Below are 20,954 nucleotides of genomic sequence, written 5' to 3' on the forward strand. Positions count from 1 at the left end.
AGACAATGCCCTCATCCGCCGCACTGTACCGCCACCCCTCGACTTCTCCCTCGACTATCTGCCAGCTGCCCTCCAGATCGGACATGGCAAATTCCGCGCCCGGAATGGAAGGCTCACTACCCAACTCCAGCCATTCATCGTTGATCTGGTCATAGGTATAGATTGTGTCGCAGCTGACAGCGTAGTAAATTTCCTGCACAAAATGAGTTTCATGGTCAGTACCCAGGGAGATGATCCGGCAGTTCTGCCCGTTGACAGTCTCCTGAAGCCCTGTGTCCAGCATAACCATGCCAAGTTCGAGGTAATACCGGACAATCTCGGTTTCCCGCAGACGCTCAAATGCCTGCTCGGAGGCCGGATACTCCGCGCCCGAACCACTAACGGAAACTGTGGCAGCTTCCTTGTCAGATGGAGGAATCATATCTGGCTTACCATCCGGAACCGCACTGCTTTCGGAACTGTCTCGGTTCATATCACCCGTCTCCGTCTTGGATATTTCCGGCAGCTTCCCGCCGCTTCCGGCTGTTGGAAGCGGCTGTGCGGCATTATTTGCATCTTTGCAGGCAGTCAGGCTAAAAATCAGGAGAAGCGCCAGCAGGATGCCTATCCAGCATTGTTTCATATTCTCACCCCCAAGGATCGCATTCCGCGAGGGACCGTATCCCGCTGAGGATGCTGGAATACTCCCAGAGATACCACAGGCTGCCCTTTTGCCGGAGCTTGACCGGCCTGGGAGAATCCGCCCCCGCTGTTTTCAGGAATACCCGGATATACCCGGCTTCTATGTCCTGGGGACGTGGATCCGGAAGCACATTCAGTACATAGGGCTGTGCCGGGGTATAGTTGTTTTTAGGTGCCGCTCCCTCAAAGTAGGCCAGGGGCAGATAAGGCTTATCCCGCAGGCGGTCCCGGAGAAACTGGCTGTCGTAGGGAGTCATGGGTCTGGGACCCCGCAGCATATTCATTGCCTCCACCCCGGCATCCCTGTCCTTTATGTATAGCTGTAATGCACACAGGAACATGGCGCAGGTGTTTTCCGGCTTGGAAAGATCCATCTGCGGACACGTTTGGAATTCCTGCAAAGTAGCGGGGATCATGTTTAATGTGACTGGCATTTTTCTGTCTCCTTTCTTTCAAAAATGGCTAAAAATCTGCGTACTGGTGGTGTGGACTCCGTCTGTATCTTTGAGACGCACTTGAAGCAGCAGGGTATCCGCATCCAATACTGTGACGTAAAATTCTTCTTCTGCGTAATTCTGGTATATCGTCTCAACGCTGAACAGCTGGAGACGCCATGCCTCGTTCCCGCATCCCTCATAAATTGGGGTCTCCTGGTATTCCACCGCCATGGCCTGTGCCTCCCTGAGATAACCGGGATGCCACTCGTCATAATAGTCCACACCGTCCGGCTCAGTCTCGTCCCAAGAACTGTGAAAAGTCAATCTGCGGTCAATCTCCATTTCGCTGGCCGTGAAATTCCAGACCTCCGGATCCCCTTCTGTGACAGTCTCGCCGGAAACCATGCGCCATTGGCCGAACAGGTCCGCCATGCAGTATTCCCCGCCCTTGGCCGGCATGGGCTGCCGCTCCATCCAGAACTGGTCGCCCAAGAAATCCAGCATCAACTGGCCATCCGCCATATGGCCTTGGGCAAAAACCGTGTCTTCGTTTGTCCCGTCAGCTTCCGTACTCAGAAAAAAGCCACCGCTGCCATCCGAATACCAGAAGCAGTCCGGGCCGATTCCGAGCAGAAGGTGGTACACACCGATATAGTCAAAGCTCCGGGGCTTCCATTCCCGATACCGGGCACCGCCGCCCTCCAACAGGTACAGTTCTATAACCCAATCATCCTCCGGCAAAGTCCCTTCCATCGTCTGGCCTTCCTTTGCCATTATGTACCGTACAGCCTGCCAGCAGGTATTCGTCCACGGATCTTCAGTATCTTCCGGTTCCGAAGTGTTTTCGGGCAAGGCATCCGAATATGTGCTGCTCTCTTTATTGATAGGCGGCAGCGCACTGGATGGGCCGTTCTCACCCATTTTTCTCCCGTTTCTCCCACACGATGCCAGTACCAGCGGCAACAGCAGACAAAGCAACGCTGCCGCAAATCTACTGCTTCTCATATCTATCCTCCACGTCTTTTCATCCACTCGTTATACATTTAAGTTGCAAATGTTTTCGTTCGTGCGTATAACATCGGGCGGTTACATCTCAAGGAAGAACAGCTGTCCGAAAACATCATCTATGACATCCTCCATATCTGCGTAGACCTCGTGCCACACGTCAAAGGCATAGAGATAGGTATAGCCATCCGCCTCCGTCATAAAGATTTTCCAGTGAAATGTGTGATCATTTTCACTTGTCGTATACGTCAAAATATAGACGGGGTGTCCCAATGCCTCACTGTAGCCGCTGTTCTTTTCGACAGAGAGATCTTCTGCCTCATACATCGTCAGATGCTCGATACTTTTTACTGCGTATTCTTCCATGGACACTCCATTCCTGCGGCCGCCTGGATAAGCGCAGTTTATGATCAATATGGAACCGTCCTGTGTCATATCCTCATAGTAATAGCCCCCATCAGGATAGTTTTCCGTTTGAAGGACAGTCATGTGGGTAAATGCGGGTCCTCCTGTGGTAAGCACATGAGGGTTGACGTTTGCTCCCTGTTCCATACCTCCATTGTTTCCGCCCTGGTCTTCGCCCTCAAATACAATGGCCCATCCTCCACATCCATCAATAAAAGGATCCCCTTGAACATGGGTCAATCTGAGTGAGGATGTGCCTGGCCCGTCCCCCCGCTCACAGATCCAAACGCCGCATATCTCATCATGGAGTTCTCCCGGACCATATTGTCCCCACAGATCGTTATCCTCAATGCCCTCTACAAGGCACAGCTCGAAAACCACGCACTCCGGCCCGAACTGGACCATCGCCTCATCCGGCCTGCTCCAGGTGCCTTCGTACAGAGCAATCGGTTCGCTGTTACCGCGGCCATAGCTGTAGGTAAGATTTCCCCCGCGCCCGATATTCAGGTTCAGGGAGATACCGCCTCCTAATTCCGCCGGAATCACGGCGGACCATATACCAATAAGGTCAGGATTATGATACATGGTAAAATCAAAAATTTCAGACGGGCCTGACAGCGAACCATCGTAGAGCCACAGAGAGGGCTGGTAACTCAGGCTTCTCCCTGTACTGTCCACAATCTCCACATCCAGGCTGGGCATAATATCGCTGAGGTTGCCCAAAAGGAGGATAGGATCCCCGCAGTCGCTGCGGTAGAGTACCTGGTCGCTTTCGCCAAGAAAATCGTTGTCCTCGTTGATGTCCCATGTATTGACCGCTGTGGAAGCTTTTGGGTCTGTAGGAACGATACAGTAGACCTCATATCCACCCTCCGGGTGGGCAATCCACCGTTCAGGCGGTATCTCCTTGATGAATGGATACGCATCCAGATATTGCTCCGCCTCCTCTGATGCCAGAAAGGCCGCAATATCTTCCCCAGGCTCCAGGGCGGCGCCCAAAAAAGCTACGGAACAGATACAGCCGTCCGCCTGCGCCCCTTCACGCAGGTCATCCAATACTTTCCCTCCTTCGACAGAAAGCCAGGCGGCTGCCCCTTCACTGGCGGCGGAACCGGATGCTCCGCCATCCTCTGTGGGGGTATTGATAGCTCCTTTACCGGGTATTTTCTTGTCCTGATCCAGGGGGCCGTTCCCTGGCGGAACCTGCTCCCTGCCGCAGGCGGTAAGGGACAGAATCAAAACGAATAAAAGTGCAAATATGCGTCTATATTTCATGCCATTGTTCCTTTCCGGTTTATTTATCCATAGGAGCGTATCAGCTCCATGGAACTCATGTCATTATCAAAGAAAGGCGGACGCATTCCGTTGTCCCTGTCCTGCTGGATATGCAGGTAGTCCCCGGACGGGTCAATCAGGACAGGAAAGACGCCGCTGGCATCGCTGGGAAGATTTCCTGCTCCCGTGGAGACAATTAGCTGTAGACAGTCATCCACCATCCGCCAGACGCCGGAATAGAGCAGTTGATATTCCTGCCCATCCTCGAACTGGCAATACAGTTCGGCAATGCCCGCGCAGTTCGGATCACCGCCTCCACCAAGCAGGTTCAGAGACCATCCATCGCACACCCAGCAGGTATCCGCCAGTCCTTCCTCCGTGGGCGGCACCCACCAGTCATCCCCTGTCGGTTCCCAGCTGTCCGGATCGCCCCAATAATCCAGACCCGTGATATCGCCAAAGAGGGTGAAGTCCATGACCAGGGGGGCATAGTCCTCGCCTGTGGGAACGATCATATCACCCCCAACCTCCACGTCCCATACCGGATACCATGTTACCAGACCTCCTGCGCCACCGCTGTCACTGGCAATGATCTCTATATCCGGCTCATCGCGAAATTCCTCATAACCTACAAATACCAGCACCGGCTGGGCATACTCTTCCCGGTAGAGGACTTCATCCGGCTCGGGCCAGACTCCGTTGCCTGTGGATTTCCATGTGACATGATTCACTGAAAGGGTGGTCCTGTCATCTCTTGGCACGATGCAGTAAAGGTCCCCATAGCCGGGACCCAGAATACGCACGGGCGGGATTGTCCGGATAAAAGGCATCTCATCCATCAATCCGGGCGAGTTGTCCCACAGCCATTCTGTCAGAGAAGTGGTGTCATCCGCCCCTACAGCTGGGTATCGCGCGGCTATGGCGCCTGCGGTGCGTATTCGCCATAAATTCCCGGCCAGGCCAGTGCCTCTTGCTCCGTTCCCTCGTAGTCAGCAGACATATCCTTATCCGGCTGTCTGCCGTCAGCCAGCACTCCTTTGCCGGTACTTCCATCGGCTAGTATGGACAATACATCGCCGGCGCCGGTGCCGTCCTGCGACTTACTGCCGCAGGCGGCAGGCCAAACAGGGCAGAAACGCCAGAAGGGCGGACGCGGTCCGATTATCATTCTCCTCATGAATTTGTTCCTCCTTAGAATTTCCCGCTACGGCCCGAACCGCCGCCACCGCTTCTGGCGCTACTCTTCTCGCGCTACTGCTGCTCGAACTCTTCTGTTCGATCTTGGTACGGTTTTGGTGGTGTGCGTGTAGCGGTCATAACTGTCTGCTAGGCGCAGCCCGCCAGGAACAATGTATTCGTTGGCCTGCGCGTTCTGCCGGACATTGTTCATCTTCCGTTTCAGCACCATGCAGACCGCCAGCGCCGCCAGACAGGACAAAAACGTCATCAATCCAATTCCCCACAAGGGGTTGGCCCGCACCGGATGCCCCGCATCCGCTTTGGCAAGATACTCATCGCAGGAGTCCAGGTAATGGGAAATGCCGCCATACCAGTCATCATTGCCAAAGTCGCCTAAAAAGCTCTCTTCCAGCTGTTCCTGTCCGTATTCGTTAAAGGCGTATCCGGCACTTTTACCGTAGACAAACATGGCGTAATCACGTTCCGCCATGCTCAGAAGGATCATGATGCCATCCCGCCCATCGCCCATTCCGAAGCCGTTTTGTTCGGAGTGATAGATCTGTGTGGTCACATCATAGACATCCCCGGAGCCAAAATCCTCATAGTCGTCCACAAGAACCACATAGACGCCACAGCCGTGCCGCCGGGAAATGTCCCCGGCCCACTGCTCCAGTTCCTCCCACTGGTCAAAAGGGAGCAGGTCGCTGATGTCAAAAATATAGTACATCGAGGTGCTGTCCGGTTCCTCCGCATCCTGACCGGACGGCCCTCCAGTCATTTCATAGCCGCTGTCTCCCGGTGCGAAAAAGTCCGCCACGAATTCCGCCATAGCGCCCACCGCCTGGGAAAGCGCCACGGCGCTCATATCCATATTGCCGGACCATGCCCCAGACTCCATGCCGGATTCCACTGACAAATAAGGCTCCACTGCCTTGGTAAGATCGTAAAGCCAATCCCCATAAAGCAGATTTTCATCCGTACCGCCCAGATAGACACACCAGTCATCCGCGGCCATTGTATAGGCGTCTTCGCAGGGCGTAAGCAGCAGGGTCAGCGTAATACCGGAGTGGTATTTTCCATAGCCATATTCATACTCTTCGTAAATACCTTCCGCTGCGTCAAGCACGGTATCATAATCACTTTCCGTCAGAATATCTACCCGCAGGTCAACACCATACCGCTCTGTGAGCGCGGGAAGCGTGACCTCTCCTGCATACCGCAGCGGTTCCGACCCTAACTGCCCTGTCTCATCGTAGATCACGCCGTAATCTTCCGCTGCCGCAGCCGGGATACAGAAGGTCAGTGCCAGTAGCACCGACAGCACAAAACTCGCAAATTTCTTCATATCCGATCCCCCTTATCTACAAAAGCGTGAACAAGACTGAGCTCAGCACCGACAGCGGCACAGCGATGGCGGCGAACAGCGCCCAGAATCTGCCGCGGCTCACGGGCAGCTCACCCACCAGCCTGCCAGTCTGGCCGTTCATGGCAAACAGAAAATCTTTTCCGTTCCACTTGGTATTAAGCATCCAGACCGGCATGAGCGCATAGTGGACTTTGCCGCGCTTGAGAATACTGCCCCCCTTGGACGTACAGGTATTGTAGCCCTTCACGGTATCCCGCAGTGCGGCGGCCAGCGTGTTCTCGCAGCGTTTGTCAGCCCGCTCCCGGCTCTGTTCTACCGTCACATCAAACTTGTCAGCGAGAAAACCGGGCAGATATGCCGTGGAAAAGGGTTTCAGTTCTGTATAGTCATAGGGTTCAATGGAATCCATGTAGTCGTCCGGCATCTTGCTGGACGCATCCACCGGAACCTTTTCAAACGCGACGGAACCGGAACGGAAAACGTCATAATGTTCTGTCTCGGTGACCTCATAATCGCCGGAGCGGTAGGTACGGGAACGTGTGGCTGCATACCGGGCATCGCCCTCCGCCTCGCCGTCAAACATCCAGAAAGGGACGTAAACCCCCTTGATCTCCTGGATGTGGTTCCCGGCGGTAAAGGTTTTTGGCAGAAAAACCTTGCCCTTATAGTGCTTTTTAAGGGCCGCGACCGCATCCTCCTTGCTCAGCTTGAATGGAAGCACAAAATCGGGCCGCAGTGTACCGCCGAACTGCCCTGGCACTACGGTGGGGTTCCCGCAATAAGGACAGGATGTGGCGGCGGTACTTTCATCACAGATCAGCTCCGCTCCGCAGGAAGGGCAGTTATAGGCTTTCATCCCTGCGGCATCCGCGCCCCAGTCACCGCTCAGGCCGGAGGTGTCCCAGCCGTCATCTTCCGCGCCTTTGGTCTGAGCGTCCTCGTGGGCTTTCACGGCCTGTTCTTCTTTCTGCTGGTACAGCGCCTCTATCTCGGAGATCTCGTAGGCGCTCCCGCAGTAATCGCACTCCAGTTTCCCGGAGTCCCCGGCAAAGTGCAGCGGGCCTGTGCAGGCCGGACACTGGTAATTTGTTACTTGTGAAGGCATCTTTTATCTCTCCTCCTACTGGTTTATCTTCTTCAGATCAGCTTGGATCCGCAGTATTGGCAGGACGAAGCCCATCCGGGCCGTATGACGTTCTCTCCGCCGCAATGGGGGCAGGTAACCGTTTCGTACTGCTCTTTCTGGGCAACTTTGTTAAAGGCTGTCAGCATGATACGCTTGTTAGGCGTATCAAGACTGATGTTTTCTAAGTATCCTTTTTGGATCATATGGCGTACCTTACGTTCCACGTTCTTTCCGCCAATGGCTCTGGAAAGCTGGTCAAAGGAAATCTCTGGCTCAGGGCTGGCGAAGAAGCATTCCGCAAGCCGATGGGCAAGCCGGCTGGCGCTCTGGCGGCGGACCGGGCCAAGCGTACCCTTCCAGATACATAGGACACCCATTGAAAGCATGAACAGCTCCGCAAGCACACTGCCCAGGTCAAACTCCAGATCCACCTCGAAAACCGATGCCGCAATAATCACGCCCAAAAGTGCGAATGCCGCCATACGGATAAGTTCCCCCGTCCTGTAGCCCAGCCGAACTTTTTCAGTCAGGTAAAGCTCCATATCAAACCTCCTCAATCAAACTGTTCACGACAGGACCCGTAAAAACGAGTCCCGGATGGTGTCTTTTGGATACCGCCCCAGCAGACACTCCTTTTCTTTCCGGATCATCCCGCCAGCCATCTCCGCATGGCCGCCGCCATCTCCATAACCGTGGAGCGCATCACGGACTAAATGCCCCGCATGGACAGCCGGATCCTCCGAGCGGACAGAAAACTTGATCCCATCCTCCCGTTTGGAGAATACCACGGCGACCTCCACCTCCTGCAGCGCCAGGATGAAATCGGAGAGGATCGCAATCAAAGCGTCCGGGCAGGGAAAGGGGACATTGGATATGCCTACCTTGTCGTAGACCTCAATGCTCTCGATGGCCGCGCCATATGCTTTCAGATCGTTGAACTCCATATTGTTGCGCTCCAGCCGCGCCAGCATTTCCTGGTCACACAGAGGGAACAGGAATGCGAACATTTCAATATCCAGTTCCGTCACGCCCCGCGTAAACTGCAGCGTGTCCATTTTCAGGCCATAGAGCAGGGCAGTCGCCGTGTGCCTGTCCGGCAGGCACGGAAGCTGTTTATAATACTGGGCGATGATCGTGGCGCAGGCCCCAGTGGGGCGGATGTCCTGGTAGCGGTATTCAATTGGCACAAAAATGGGGTGGTGGTCGATGCAGGCCACCTCATCCCCAACAAAATCCGTGATATTCCCACTGTGCTTCTGCGCGTCCACACAGATCACATAGTCTTCCTCGGCCATGTCCGGACGCAGCTGCTCATAGGGGAACATCTGGATCTGGAACGCCTCCAGCATCTTGGACGCGCTCAACTTGTCGATCCTTCCATCGTAGCAGAGGGTAGAGGGGATTTCATGCTGGGCCAGAAGGCGCTGTAAGCCGAAGGCGGAGGCAATGGCGTCCGGGTCTGGGAAATTATGGGTCGATATGCTTGCCGTGGCATAACGCCGCAAGCTGGTTAAAGTCGTTCATTTTCGTATTCACTCCTATCTATTCAACGGTTGCCGCCGGCCTGTCAGCCCTGACCGTTTTTCCTTTCGTGCGGCAGTGTCAGCTTATCTTTGATAGATTCTCACTCCCGCAAGACGATAGAACGCATCAATCAGTTCATTACCCGCATTGATCGGGGCATATATAGAGTTGCCGTCCGCGAACTCAAATGACGTCTGGTATGTAGTTTCATCAAGGGCGAATATGTCATTGTCCGGCGGCTCTTCATACTCTTTCACTCTTGTAACGAGCTGCTGCTCCTTTACGATGCGGAGTATCTCCTCCGCATCGCTCTCTCCAATCCGCTGGTTTTCCACTTCCGTGTGAGCGCCACTGCGGTTGAGTGCAGCATCAAATGAAAAGAACCAATCATCTCCTTCTTTTTCGATGGTAAACGAATAGGAAGAGGAATGATCCATACAGCTGCTGTGGACGGAAACAGCCCTGATCTCAATTTTCTCAGCTGCCTCATAGTGCCTGTCGGCAAGCGCATAGAGATAATCGAGCGTCTTATCACCGAACGCGGTTTCTTTGTCTATACTGCTTCCATCAGTGAATGTCATTCCAGAGATGCGCATCGGCGCATCGGATATGTGAAAAAAGTGTATCGGCTCACGGTATTTTCTGAGCCGTTTTATCTCGCCTTCCTCAAGAATGATCTCAAGGAATCCTTCTGCATCTTCAGGCGGGATCTGGACGGAACTGAACGATGCGTAATGCTCCTTCCGGCTTCCCACATAGCAGCTTGCAGAAAAGAGCCAGTCCTCGTCTTCCTTTCGCAGTGCAAAAGAATACACTGGGTATCTTTCCATGCCAGAATAAGAGGTATAGAACGAAACAACCTCATCGGCAGTATATTTTTTGCTTCCGCTACATCCGAAAAGTCCGGAGAACATCGAGAGGGCTGACACGATAATCATCACTTTACATACATTTTTCTTTTTCATAGTTCACCCCTGAGAGATTGAAACGGTCTGCCGCACTCGGTGCAGAACTTTCCCCTGTTCTCCGCTCCGCAGGAGCAGGTCCAGCTTTCACGAGCGGATTTCGGAGCGGGAACAGGCTGCTGTCCCACCTCCAATTCCTCCTCGCTATAATACCGCTCTACATCGCCCAGTTCCATCCAGCCATAGTCATACCAAAATGTATCCGCCAGCCACGCAAACTGGGAGGAATCCAGATAGCGCAGACAGTAAATCGTATCGTCGCCTCTTCTGTCACCGATCGTCAGGCCGCTGACCTTCTCCGCAAAATCCGCCTTTATGGTCAGAACGCCGTCTTCGAACATATGCTCAAATTCGCCACTCAGCTTCGTGAAATCCGCATCGTAGCACTCGATCTGACACCCGTCCAGATTCATGCCGCGGTAATAGAGTTTCATTTCGCCCGAGGTGTATACGGTTTTCAGGATATGAAAATTATCAAACAGGACTGCGGTTTCCGGATATTGATACACGACCTGATTGCTGTTCTGTCCGCAGGCAGCAAGCCCCAGCATACCCATCAGAATACTTATCGCGGCAAAACCCGGGGTTAATTTCACGGTATACCTCCTCATCTAAAATAGCCATACGGCTCCCGCCCCAATTGGGACGGGAGCCGATCCCATACGATTGTTACCCGCTTTTTCCTGCCGCTTTTTGGAGTGACGCAGGACACATACCGCCGTCCGCCGAAGACCCGCGCTACTGGAACTTCATGTTGGTGAGAATGATGTCGGGCATCGTTCCCTGGACGCAGTCCATATTCCGCAGGCCGATGGAAAGGGCGCGGGTGTCGTCAATCTGCGCGATATACTCAATCCATTCGTAGCCGATGTACTTATAGGTGCGGCCGTGGAAGGTGATGCCGCCGATCACGCGGTCTTCTATATCCTGATAGTTTTCGAACTTCTCCTTGTAGAAGTCGAAGTCCTCCAGCTTTTTCCTGACCTCAAACCGGATGCTGCCTGCGCCGAACGCGGTGGGATCGTCGTTTTCCACCAGACAGCACTTCCCCTCGTCATACGACCACCCGCTATCCGGAACGGTCGTCTTGATTGTTATGTTGATCTCATCGTGGGCAAACATGGCAACCTTCGCGGAGAAGTCCTTCATCGCAGCGTTCGCAGAGGCGGCCTTGTTCTCTTCGGCGGCCTCTGCCTTCACGATGTCGAGATACTTCGCGATGGCTTCCTTGCCGGAGAAGCCGCTGGTGTTGAAACCGCTTACCTCATAAACGCCCGTCTCTCTTCCTTGAAATTGACGTAGATGAAATGCGAGTCATTGTCCGCAGATCCACTTATAGTAGCGGTAGTTTGCCTTCATGTGGTCGCTGTACTCTTCCTTGACAAACTCACCTTCCACGCCGAAGTAAGCGACAACCTCCTCGTAGGTGGTGTCGAAAATATTTTTATTGACATCGTTCATCCAGACATAGCCCTTTTGCACCTGTTCTTCTGTCACGATGCCGTCCCCTCCGGCTGTGTTTCCACCCAAATTCGATTCCGGAGCGTCTGAATCAAGGCTGTCCGGCATTGGCTTGCCCGCCTCAATCAGAGGCAGATACCAGGTATCATAAAGATCAGGCAAATCCTCCTCGTCCACATCGACCCAATAGGTTCCCCATGGGCGCAGATAGATATCATAGTGGAATTCATCCCCGCTGTTTTCATAATCACCGTCAATGTGGATCATGTCTCCGTAGTCCGCCAGCCCCGGATCAACAATCCAGTCCGCGTGCTCAAGCGCAATATCCGTGAAGGAGCCGCCCTCGGACATCATAGTGCCATATATACTGGTCCCATTGCCACTGAGGCTGACCGATGCGGAAACCATAGGCTCCGATTTTGTGTAGTCCCCATCCCAGAGGATGACGGTGCCCATGCCGTCTGCACCGATGTCAACGGCGCCACAGATATCCCACCAAGCGCCCTCCATACCCTTATCCTCGTAGTAGCCCGAACAGCCCGTCATAATCCACCAGCCGTACCAGTCGCCATTCCACCAGTCGAGCAGCGTCTCCGGTCCCGGCAGACTGTGCCGTACCGCTCCAGCGATTCCCGGCTGAGTGTGGACGGATCGATGGTGATTTTACCGTTTTTGTCGCCGAACGCCTCCTCAAATGTCACTTCGACCTTGCTGGTCGTATTCGCCAGCACAAAGGCTGTGCGGATCTCAAGGGTCACACCCGGCGCGACATCCGTAAATTGATCTTCGATCACCGTAGCATCATAGGAGTCCGGATTGGAATAGACGATGGCAACCGCCAGCTCCACACCGTTCTGCATGGCTGTTTCGGAGATCGACCAGAGATAAGAATGACTGTCCTCGCCGTTGTTCGTAAAATCCAGCGTCAGAACGACCGCGTCGTTTCCATCCGAATCCTCCATGATGCACGCGCCCTTATAGAGCAGCTCATAATCGCCGAGCTTGAGCAAATTGGAGTCTGCCAATGCCTTATCTGTCGATTCCTTATTTTTACCACAGGCGGTGAGACTGAGCAGCATCAGCGCCGCAAGCAGCAGGCACAAAAGTTTGGTCTTTGTTTTTTTCATAGTTCCCTCCAAAATTTACGGAACACAAAGCTGCTATTTTTTTGCGAAAGTTCCGCTGATACCGTAACCGGAATTTTCGTTCATGGTAAGGCTGCTGCCATCCACAGAGAACGTGTAGGTAGACGGATCGCTCCAGCTTTCCAGCGTTACCGTAAGCTGGTCTTCGTCAATGGTATAGGTGCCCTTTTGTTTCATGTAGGAATTCTCCATGGTGCATTTGCCTTTCCCATCGAACGTCCATGTGATAACGCCGTCATCACCCAGGTCGGCCGACCATGTGCCGGAGAGGGCGTCCTTGCTGCCTCCACAGGCGGCCAAACACAGAACCATCGTGAGCGCTAAAAGAAGCGCCAAAGTCTTGCTTAATTTTTTCATTATCATGCTCCTTTGTGTTGTGTATTTGTTCTATCCATTGACAGCGCCGCCGCAAAATTCACAGCAGCCGCTGGCATCTGGTGTGGTGGTGGCTCCACAGAACGGACAGGTCAGCGCCGTCTTAGGAGCTGCGGCTGCGACCGCTTCATTCCTTACCTGCTCCCGAACCTGGAGCAATGCATCCCGGATCTCGCGTCCCATCTCCTCATACTGCCGGTACTCCATACTGGAACGGACCTCATCCGCATTGGATGTCCGGGAACCGCCCATGAAGGGCCGTGCGCCAGGGCGGGAGCCTCCAGGCATACCGGGGCGGATTGGCCCCGCGCCTCCGGTGCGGAGACCGCCGCCCTTGACGCTGGGCTGTGCATCCGGCCCGTCCAAAAGGGTTTCCTCATCATTGTCAACAGAAGAACCGTTCAGCTTGAAGCGAATTTCATTAAAGTATGGGTTGTTGACATTGATTACAATGTAGAAATCATAAGAAAAGGCGTAGCGTCTGGGGGAAAAGCTCTGCCGTTTCCCCTCCGCATCCTTATACTGGATCTCTGTCTTGCTCTCGTCAATGTCCAGCTTGCAGCCAGTCACATCGGAGAAGGACAGTACATCCGGATTGGCCTCCTGCCAGTTCCGGGCGGATGTGACCATGAATCTCCCGTCATCCTCGTCCAGCAGGACTTTCATGCCCTCGCCCAATGTGCGGGTCACCCGGAACGCTGCCACTTTCTCCTGGTTGGTTTCCCGGTAAGCCAGCTGCTCTTTGATCTCCTCCACGGTGCTCTGCCTCCGGTCACTGAACCAGGGGGAGAGCTTTGCCGCGCAGTTCTTACAGCAGTTCCCATCCTCCAGCTTCCGATTGCCCAACAGCCCGATCTCGCCGCCGCAGATGGCGCATTCCTTTTTCTCAAACAGTTTTCCGAACAGTGCCATAATAATCTACCTCCTCGGTGTACGCCACCTCTTTCCTTTATGGTGTTTACTCCAGGGGGCCATTCTTCGTCTGGATGGCGCCATAGATATACAGGCCGGGCACAAGCAAATTCAGGATCAGGCTGGTAAAGCTGAACTCTCCCCCTGCGACAAGACCGATGATCATAGAGATGATGCTCAAAACGGCAATGATGATGCCCCACTTGATGCAGGCTGCCGCTTTCTGCGGCGCATTGCAGGCACCGATGCCCTTAATGCCCGCGATAAACTGAATGACAGATGCCAGCGTTACAATAATGGAACTGGCATAGAGCAGGCCGGTACCTTCGCCAGTCTCCATAAGCGCCGCCAAGGCGCTGATGCCGAGAATGGCGATGATGCCCGCGATGACACCGATGACGCCGCCGATAATCATGAGAATGGAAGTGACCTTCAAAAATTTTTGACCTTTCATGTGTATAATCCTCCTGTTTTATGTTTTGTTAATCGTTTTAGGTGTTATGTCTGTTCGTCCAGCAATCGTAGGGTCAGACTATAGCTTTTCGGCCTCGTTTCATCCCTGGATGTCTCCGTCATCAAAGGGATCTCCGCACTCCGGGCAGAACTTGGGCGGATGGGCGGGGTCGTCCGGCTCCCAGCCGCACTTGTCGCACTTGTACTGCGGTACGCCGGCAGGCTTAGGCTTGCCACACTCGGCACAGAACTTTCCTTTGTTCACCGCTCCGCAGGAACAGGTCCAGCCGTTTGTATCCGCAGGCTTGGGCTTCCCGCACTCCGGGCAGAATTTTCCGGTGGCTGTGGCCCCGCAGGAGCAGGTCCAGCTATCCCCTGCGGGTTTAGGGACGGGCTTGGGTGCGCCGCATCCCGCACAGAACTTGCCGGTATTTCCGGTCTGCCCGCAGGAACACGCCCATCCCTCCATGGCAGGAGCCGCCGGAACGGGTTGCTGTACCGATTGCTGCTGACCCATCTGGAAGAGGCTTTGGGCGTTCATGCCGCCGGCCTGACCGGCCATCCCCATGCCCATGAAAGCCATAGCGGGACCGGCATTGGGGTTGGCGGCTGCCGCCTGCATGGCGCCGGCCTGTGCGCCGACAAGATGCGCCGCCGCGCGGGTGGGGTCCATAAAGGCCGTATTGCGCTGCAGCTCCTTGATCATCTTTTCGTCTTCCTCGTTGGCCTTGACGCTGGAAACGCCGAAGGATACGATCTCAAGACCCCGAAGATCCCGCCACTTTGCGGACAGTTCCTGGTTCAAAGCATCTGCCAGCTCTGTGGTGTGGCCTGGAAGGGCAGAGTATCGAATGCCCATATCGCTGATCTTTGCGAAGGCGGGCTGCAGCGCGGTCAGCAACTCGGTTTTCAGCTGGCCGTCAATGGCTCTGCGGTCAAAATCCGCTTCCACATTGCCGCAGACATTGGTATAGAACAGCAGAGGGTTTGCCACCCGATAGGAATACTCCCCAAAACAGCGGATGGCGATATCAATGTCGATCCCCGCCCGCTGGTCCACGACACGGAAGGGGACGGGAGAGGGCGTGCCGTACTTGTTGCCGATCAGTTCCTTGGTGTTGAAGTAGTAGACGCGCTGATCCTTGGGCGCTTCGCCGCCGAAGGTGAACCGCTTGCCGATGTTCTGGAACACCTGCCCGATACTCTCCCCCAGGTCGCCCGAAAAGATGCTGGGTTCCGTGGAGGCGTCGAAGGTGAATTCGCCGGGTTCAGCGCATACCTCCACCACCTTGCCCTGCTCCACAATCATCATGCACTGGCCGTCGGCCACGGCGATCACGGAGCCGCTGGTGATAATGTTGTCGCTGCCTTTGGTGTTGCTGGAGCGCCCAGAGGCCCGTTTCCGCCCCTTGACCGCCAGCACGGTAGCGGGGATTGCCTCACAGTAGAAATACTCCTTCCACTGATCGGCCATCACGCCGCCTGCAGAGCCTAATGCCGCTTTAATAAGTCCCATAGTTACATCCTTCCTTTCGTGATTTATTTCTCTTTACTGACGATTAAAATCCTTCATTTCTTTCTTTGCGCTTTGCTGTGAGCATTGCCCCACAATTAGGACAAAAGATTGCGTTGTCCGAAAGCGCTGTTTCACATACTGGACAGCGACGGTGTAAATTAAGGTAGAACTGATAAAGAGTTTCCTGGGGAAGTCCACTGCCGCATTCTCCACAAGTTTGCTGCTCCGCAGAGACGGTTGCACCGCAATTAGCGCAGACTTTAAGCAGCTTCATAGCTTCTGGCCCAAATCCATATTGCTTCATGCTTTCCAGACGGATCTGCTCAATTTGCTGCCGTGTCATCTTATAACCCTTCTCCTCCATATTGAAGCCGTTTGCCGCAGCGTGGACAAAATATTTCTGCGGAGGTAATCTCTTTGCCGCAGTGGGAGCAGTAACGAGGCGGATCTTCCCACGGCGCACATTCCACACATTCCGCCACATCAGCGTTATACATGGCATTCGATACCCATTTGCCGCACTTGTGACATCGGTTAAAATATTTCCGTGCGTCTTCCCATGCGGTCTCCAATTCCTGCTCCTGTGTCTCTGCTTGGATAGGATCGGTCGTATGTAACAAAGCACCTGTGATGTCACAAAAGAAGCTGTACCGATTTCCTCCCGAGTCGGCGATCACCTTGTAGCGTGCTGTTTTATGGGTAAGCGCCATCAAATCCCTCCTTTCTTTTCTTTGACCCTCGATTAAGTCATGGTTATATGGTATAATAGGAATCAAAGGAGAGCGGCCTCTGTTTGTTGGCAACGTAGTCAGAGGCTTTTCATTGGAGACAAAGCCCATACCCTCCTTCGGCATTGCCTGCACCCATAATTTAAGCGATTTCCACACTTTTGTCCCCACCCCAAACCCCCGAAAGGGTAGGGTTGAAAAGAAAAAATCTGATTTTCTTGCCACCCCGAACCGAAAAATGGGTAGGGGAAACAAAAAATCAGGTTTCTTTCAAGTCTAAGACTGGAAATGCTGTAAATGAGATACCAAGGAAGATACGGTGATGAGAGTTGTATTTCGCGGGGAGGTGTCCACGCATGACTAAGCAGAATCAAAGAACGGGAGTCCTGGTAGCTGTGCTGATCGTCTGTGCTATCTCTGCCCGCGTTTTGGGAAAGTTTGATGTTTTTCCCGTACCGCTGGGTTTGGTCCGCACGATCCTTTATATCAGTCTGTACATTGGCTGGGGTCTCTCTGTCAGCCATCGCATTTTACAAACACAGGTGCGCCGCTATATGGTCGGCGTTTCATGTCTGACCGTCTTCTGGTTTGTTATACGGTCAATAAAATATTTTTTTGTGGTCGCTCCTGATGCGATCCGGCATCTATGGTACTGGTACTATTGTCCTATGCTGTTCATACCTCTGCTTTCCGTGTTTGTTTCCATGTCGCTGGGTAAGCCGGAAAGCTACCATCTGCCGAAATGGACAAGACTGCTCTATCTTCCCACCCTGTTCTTTCTGCTGCTGGTACTGACAAACGATCTCCATCAGCTTGTTTTCTCCTTCCCGACCGGAACGGTTAGGAGCGATACGGATAACGGATACGAGTACGGATATTATTTTGTTATCGGGTGGGAGATCATCTGTGCGCTGGCCGCCTTTGTGATCATGCTCATCAAATGCCGTTTGGCGCAAAGGAGAAAATACTTACCGGCGCTTCTGCTGTCCTGCTCCATTCTATATGCCTTTATCTACGCCAGCGGAGCCAGGTGGATGCAAGTGATAGGCGGAGATATTACAGCGGTGCAGTGCCTGATGTTTACCGCCATACTGGAAAGCTGTATCCAGTGCGGATTGATTCAGACCAATACTGGCTATGATGAGCTGTTTAAGGCCGGGACCTTCGGCGCCCAGATTGCTGATCACGACCATAAGGTCCGCTACGCCTCCGCAAATTCGCCTGTGCTTTCTGAACAGATCATGTGTACGGCAGAGGCGGGCGCTGTTAACCTTGATAAACATACCCTGCTAAAAAGTTACCCTATCGAAGGCGGTCATGTGTATTGGCAGGAAGATATAACAGATATTACCATACTGCTCAAAAAGTTAGAAGAGAACAAGGAAACCATTGCAGAAAGCAACCATCTGGAACAGGAAAATTATCGTATCAAGCTGGAGATCCACACCTTGCGGGAAAAGAATCGGCTCTATGACCTTTTACAGGAAGAAACCGCTCATCAGATCGATTTATTGAATGACCTGTTTTATCTATATGACGAAGAAGAAAATCCGGAAAAGCGCCGCAGTCTGCTTGCGAAGATCACTGTAATCGGCGCTTACATAAAACGCAGAGGCAACCTGATCTTTATCCGTGAAAAAACGGAAACCATCGATACCACAGAACTGGCCCTTTGCATGGAGGAATCCTTTTCAAATTTGAAACTGATGGGGGTCGAATGTGAAGCAGACATTCCGAAGGGCAGCAAAATCTTTACCCAGGACACAATCCTGGTCTACGACTTTTTTGAGAAGGTGATGGAGACCGCTATAGATGATATGAGCTTTGTTTGGTTGAAAGCGCGTATTCTTGCAGATTCGATCATCCTCCGTCTGGAGGTGGAATGCGAAAGCTCCCTTGCAGATTTTCGGGATACCTGTGAAAGCTGCTCCTTTGAGGATGGCGTATGGCGCTTTATCCTCCGCATCGGAAAGGCAGGTGGACAAACGTGACAACATTCTATTTATCCTCCGAAATGGAACAGTCCGTATGGATGATTTGCCTGTTCTTTTCTTTGATATTGGATGTGTTTCTTTTTCTTGCATCCCCTGACCGAGGTGGGAGCAGACGGTGCAGGCTTCTGAACGCCGGGGTATTTATCTCTTTGCTGATCCTGCTGTGCATTGCCGGGGATGCCTTTGACAAAAAGGCCGATGGACTTCCTATCAATCCTTTGCTGCCATTTCCAATGTGGTCGCTGTGGTGCATCGCTGACATGGTGGGTACTTTGCTCCTTGGTCAAACCGCTGTGTTGATCCATCGGAAAGGCCGGACACTTAGCCACAATTCCGTGAAGCAGACAATCGATATGTTGCCCAACGCGATCTGCTATTTCACCCCATCGGGTGAGTTCAAACTGTGCAATCTACAAATGCACCGCTTGTTCCACATACTGGCGCAAAGCGATCTCCAGCACTTCGATGAATTGCGGCAGGCACTTACAGAGTGTGATAAGAAAAGCGGTGTTGTAAGGCTACCGGATGAAGAGCAAACCTATCTGTTCCCCGATGGTAAGGCTTGGCGCTACTCCCAGACGGAGATAACGGTACCAGACGGCACAGTTTACACAGAGGCGATCTTCTCAGATGTGACTGAACTTTACGAAAAGGGACTGAGACTCAAGGAACAGACTGAGCAGCTCAAAAAATTCTCCCGTGACTTAAAGATTCTTTCGGATAATGTACTGACATTGACAAAGGAAACGGAAGTCCTGTCGGCAAAAACCAAACTGATGACCAGATGGGGGCGGGGATCATTGCTATGCGGCAGATTTTGCAGCAAGAGCAGGTATCCCAGGAGGCCGCAGACAGCCTTCTATTGTTTCAAAAAGCAATCAGGACCATTAAAAATGACAATGAATACCCCCAGGAGCGCGGGGAGCTTGCGGAATTTTTGCGGGATGCCAGTACCATCGGCGTAAAGGTAGAAATGGCTGGCGAATTACCAAAGCAGGAGGAAATATATCGCATATTTGTGATCGCCATGCGGGAATGTCTCACCAACGGCGTCCGCCATGCGGATGCAACGGCCCTTTATGTCACCGCCCGGCAGGACGGAAACAACATTTCCCTGCGTATCACAAATAACGGAAAGCCCCCTGAAAGCGTCATTGTGCCGAGGGGCGGGTTACTCAACCTTCACCGCCATGTTACGAACTTAGGAGGTACGATGGAAATACAGTGGTCACCAGCCTTTACGCTGATAATCGTCATGCCCGTAGAAAAGGAGGCGGCAGAGTGAAACAGGTGTTAATTGTAGAGGATCAGCGGATGCCCCGCAAATATATGGAGAGAATGATCTCCGACAGTGAAAAATATGCCCTGGCAGCCAGTATAAGCGGCGCGGATGTTGCACTTGCCTATTGCAAGCGTCAGATGATCGACCTGATCTTGATGGATGTCTGTACTGCTGGAAACAAGGATGGCATCGAAGCTGCCGCCGAGATCAAAGTGGCGTTCCCAAACATAAAGATCATCGTTGTCACATCAATGGTCGAGGTCGGTTTTTTAGAAAGAGCCAAAGCCGCAAAGGTAGACAGCTTTTGGTACAAAGATTTAAGTCCCGAAGACCTGATCGATGTCATTGATCGCACAATGGCAGGAGAACATCTCTTTCCCCATGAAACGCCACAAGTGAAATTAGGTCTTGTAAGTAGCACCGATCTGACTGCAAAAGAAATCCAGGTACTGCGCCTTGTATGTGATGGTCTGGAATACAGCGAGATCGCCCAGACTCTTTCTATCACAGAGAGGACCGTGAAATATCATGTTTCCAACATCCTGCAAAAAACAGGCTATGCCAACAAGACCCGCCTTGCCATAGCAGTTACAGGCAAAAAATTTATTATTCCGAGCCTCCCGGAGGATCTGGACTTTGACATAACCAAATAACAGAGCACACAGCTTTATTTCCCGGTTTCAATGAAGCCGGGAAATTTTTTTGAGAAAACTTCAAAAAACTGTACTCAGGGACAGTGCGAGAAAATGGCTTCTTCGCTATACTGGTATCATCAAAGGATTCAAAATGATTGATAGGAGGCCGCCTTATGCGAAGAATCGTGATTGATATGCAGAATGTCCTGTTTGCGGACGCAGTAGCCGAAGCCTTACGCAACTTTGATTCCAATCTGGAACCAGTCATGAGCGAGAGCCCGGACAAAACTCTGTCGCTATGTGATGCTGTGCTTGCAAATGTTCTGATTATGGAAGTTACCGTATACACATCCTGGACACTGGAGGAGCGGCTAAAAATCCGAAACGCTCTGAAAAAGGCTCAGCCAGATTGCAAGATCGTGCTGGTGGTGGATGAAAACACAGAGAAAAAGCTGGCGGACAGGGTGCGGCAGGCAAAGAAGGATGGTCT

25 protein-coding genes and 1 pseudogene are annotated in these 20,954 nt (G+C 52.9%); 5 read left to right on the top strand and 21 right to left on the bottom strand.

The window, feature by feature from the left end; translation table 11 throughout:
• From ACLTXB_RS16340 to ACLTXB_RS16440, 21 genes and pseudogenes are all read right to left on the bottom strand, one after another.
• Positions 1–622: pseudogene (locus ACLTXB_RS16340) on the bottom strand (hypothetical protein); the annotation flags it as partial.
• 4 nt (positions 623–626) lie between these two features.
• The gene (locus ACLTXB_RS16345) at positions 627–1,115 is read right to left on the bottom strand and encodes a DUF6935 domain-containing protein (protein ID WP_325214137.1); all 489 of its coding nucleotides are present in this window, start codon (positions 1,113–1,115) and stop codon (positions 627–629) included.
• A gap of 18 nt (positions 1,116–1,133) precedes the next feature.
• A complete protein-coding gene (locus ACLTXB_RS16350; RefSeq protein WP_428227707.1) occupies positions 1,134–2,039 on the bottom strand; it encodes a hypothetical protein in 906 nt (301 codons plus the stop codon).
• 165 nt (positions 2,040–2,204) lie between these two features.
• Positions 2,205–3,584, bottom strand: a complete 1,380-nt coding sequence (locus ACLTXB_RS16355) for a hypothetical protein (RefSeq protein ID WP_428227708.1) — start codon at positions 3,582–3,584, stop codon at positions 2,205–2,207.
• Between the two features lie 242 nt (positions 3,585–3,826).
• A complete protein-coding gene (locus tag ACLTXB_RS16360; protein ID WP_428227709.1) occupies positions 3,827–4,534 on the bottom strand; it encodes a hypothetical protein in 708 nt (235 codons plus the stop codon).
• Between the two features lie 185 nt (positions 4,535–4,719).
• Positions 4,720–4,980, bottom strand: coding sequence for a hypothetical protein (locus ACLTXB_RS16365; protein WP_428227710.1), 261 nt, complete (start codon positions 4,978–4,980; stop codon positions 4,720–4,722).
• Positions 4,981–5,040: 60 nt separating this feature from the next.
• Positions 5,041–6,327, bottom strand: a complete 1,287-nt coding sequence (locus ACLTXB_RS16370) for a TPM domain-containing protein (RefSeq protein WP_428227711.1) — start codon at positions 6,325–6,327, stop codon at positions 5,041–5,043.
• 16 nt (positions 6,328–6,343) lie between these two features.
• Positions 6,344–7,453 (bottom strand): Trm112 family protein, encoded by a 1,110-nt coding sequence (locus tag ACLTXB_RS16375; RefSeq protein WP_428227712.1) that lies wholly within the window; start codon positions 7,451–7,453, stop codon positions 6,344–6,346.
• A 32-nt stretch (positions 7,454–7,485) separates the two neighbouring features.
• Entirely contained in the window at positions 7,486–8,016 is a 531-nt protein-coding gene (locus ACLTXB_RS16380; RefSeq protein ID WP_074661642.1) for a hypothetical protein, read from the bottom strand.
• A gap of 24 nt (positions 8,017–8,040) precedes the next feature.
• On the bottom strand, positions 8,041–8,979 hold the full coding sequence (locus ACLTXB_RS16385; protein ID WP_428227713.1) for a DHH family phosphoesterase: 939 nt from the start codon (positions 8,977–8,979) through the stop codon (positions 8,041–8,043).
• 102 nt (positions 8,980–9,081) lie between these two features.
• On the bottom strand, positions 9,082–9,963 hold the full coding sequence (locus ACLTXB_RS16390) for a hypothetical protein (protein ID WP_412262038.1): 882 nt from the start codon (positions 9,961–9,963) through the stop codon (positions 9,082–9,084).
• Positions 9,960–10,559 (bottom strand): hypothetical protein, encoded by a 600-nt coding sequence (locus ACLTXB_RS16395; protein WP_074661632.1) that lies wholly within the window; start codon positions 10,557–10,559, stop codon positions 9,960–9,962. The genes ACLTXB_RS16390 and ACLTXB_RS16395 overlap by 4 nt, the downstream gene beginning before the upstream one ends.
• A 142-nt stretch (positions 10,560–10,701) precedes the next feature.
• Positions 10,702–11,163 carry a hypothetical protein gene (locus tag ACLTXB_RS16400; RefSeq protein WP_428227714.1) on the bottom strand — a complete coding sequence of 154 codons (462 nt, stop codon included), beginning with the start codon at positions 11,161–11,163 and terminating at the stop codon, positions 10,702–10,704.
• A 114-nt stretch (positions 11,164–11,277) separates the two neighbouring features.
• Positions 11,278–11,970 (bottom strand): hypothetical protein, encoded by a 693-nt coding sequence (locus ACLTXB_RS16405; RefSeq protein ID WP_428227715.1) that lies wholly within the window; start codon positions 11,968–11,970, stop codon positions 11,278–11,280.
• Complete coding sequence (locus tag ACLTXB_RS16410) at positions 11,967–12,551, bottom strand: DUF5067 domain-containing protein (protein WP_428227716.1); 585 nt, start codon at positions 12,549–12,551, stop codon at positions 11,967–11,969. The genes ACLTXB_RS16405 and ACLTXB_RS16410 overlap by 4 nt, the downstream gene beginning before the upstream one ends.
• A gap of 33 nt (positions 12,552–12,584) precedes the next feature.
• Entirely contained in the window at positions 12,585–12,926 is a 342-nt protein-coding gene (locus ACLTXB_RS16415; protein WP_074661627.1) for a DUF5640 domain-containing protein, read from the bottom strand.
• A gap of 30 nt (positions 12,927–12,956) precedes the next feature.
• On the bottom strand, positions 12,957–13,856 hold the full coding sequence (locus ACLTXB_RS16420; protein WP_074661624.1) for a DUF4428 domain-containing protein: 900 nt from the start codon (positions 13,854–13,856) through the stop codon (positions 12,957–12,959).
• A gap of 46 nt (positions 13,857–13,902) precedes the next feature.
• A complete protein-coding gene (locus tag ACLTXB_RS16425) occupies positions 13,903–14,310 on the bottom strand; it encodes a hypothetical protein (protein ID WP_074661621.1) in 408 nt (135 codons plus the stop codon).
• A 99-nt stretch (positions 14,311–14,409) separates the two neighbouring features.
• Positions 14,410–15,825, bottom strand: a complete 1,416-nt coding sequence (locus ACLTXB_RS16430) for an SPFH domain-containing protein (protein ID WP_154465349.1) — start codon at positions 15,823–15,825, stop codon at positions 14,410–14,412.
• Positions 15,826–15,868: 43 nt separating this feature from the next.
• A complete protein-coding gene (locus ACLTXB_RS16435) occupies positions 15,869–16,168 on the bottom strand; it encodes a zinc ribbon domain-containing protein (protein ID WP_428227717.1) in 300 nt (99 codons plus the stop codon).
• A 1-nt stretch (position 16,169) separates the two neighbouring features.
• Entirely contained in the window at positions 16,170–16,535 is a 366-nt protein-coding gene (locus ACLTXB_RS16440; protein WP_074661614.1) for a zinc-ribbon domain-containing protein, read from the bottom strand.
• A 374-nt stretch (positions 16,536–16,909) separates the two neighbouring features.
• Here ACLTXB_RS16440 and ACLTXB_RS16445 point away from each other — a divergent pair, with 374 nt between their 5' ends.
• From ACLTXB_RS16445 to ACLTXB_RS16465, 5 genes are all read left to right on the top strand, one after another.
• The gene (locus ACLTXB_RS16445) at positions 16,910–18,544 is read left to right on the top strand and encodes a histidine kinase N-terminal 7TM domain-containing protein (protein WP_428227718.1); all 1,635 of its coding nucleotides are present in this window, start codon (positions 16,910–16,912) and stop codon (positions 18,542–18,544) included.
• A 23-nt stretch (positions 18,545–18,567) separates the two neighbouring features.
• Complete coding sequence (locus ACLTXB_RS16450) at positions 18,568–19,512, top strand: hypothetical protein (protein ID WP_428227719.1); 945 nt, start codon at positions 18,568–18,570, stop codon at positions 19,510–19,512.
• Between the two features lie 8 nt (positions 19,513–19,520).
• Positions 19,521–19,832: a sensor histidine kinase gene (locus tag ACLTXB_RS16455; RefSeq protein WP_428227720.1), complete on the top strand. Its 312-nt coding sequence runs from the start codon at positions 19,521–19,523 to the stop codon at positions 19,830–19,832.
• Positions 19,829–20,482, top strand: a complete 654-nt coding sequence (locus ACLTXB_RS16460) for a response regulator transcription factor (protein ID WP_074661609.1) — start codon at positions 19,829–19,831, stop codon at positions 20,480–20,482. Before ACLTXB_RS16455 ends, ACLTXB_RS16460 begins: the two co-directional genes overlap by 4 nt.
• Positions 20,483–20,637: 155 nt before the next feature.
• On the top strand, positions 20,638–20,954 hold a 317-nt coding region (locus ACLTXB_RS16465; protein WP_428227721.1), incomplete at its 3' end, for a hypothetical protein.

This window comes from Flintibacter sp. (genome assembly GCF_046973065.1).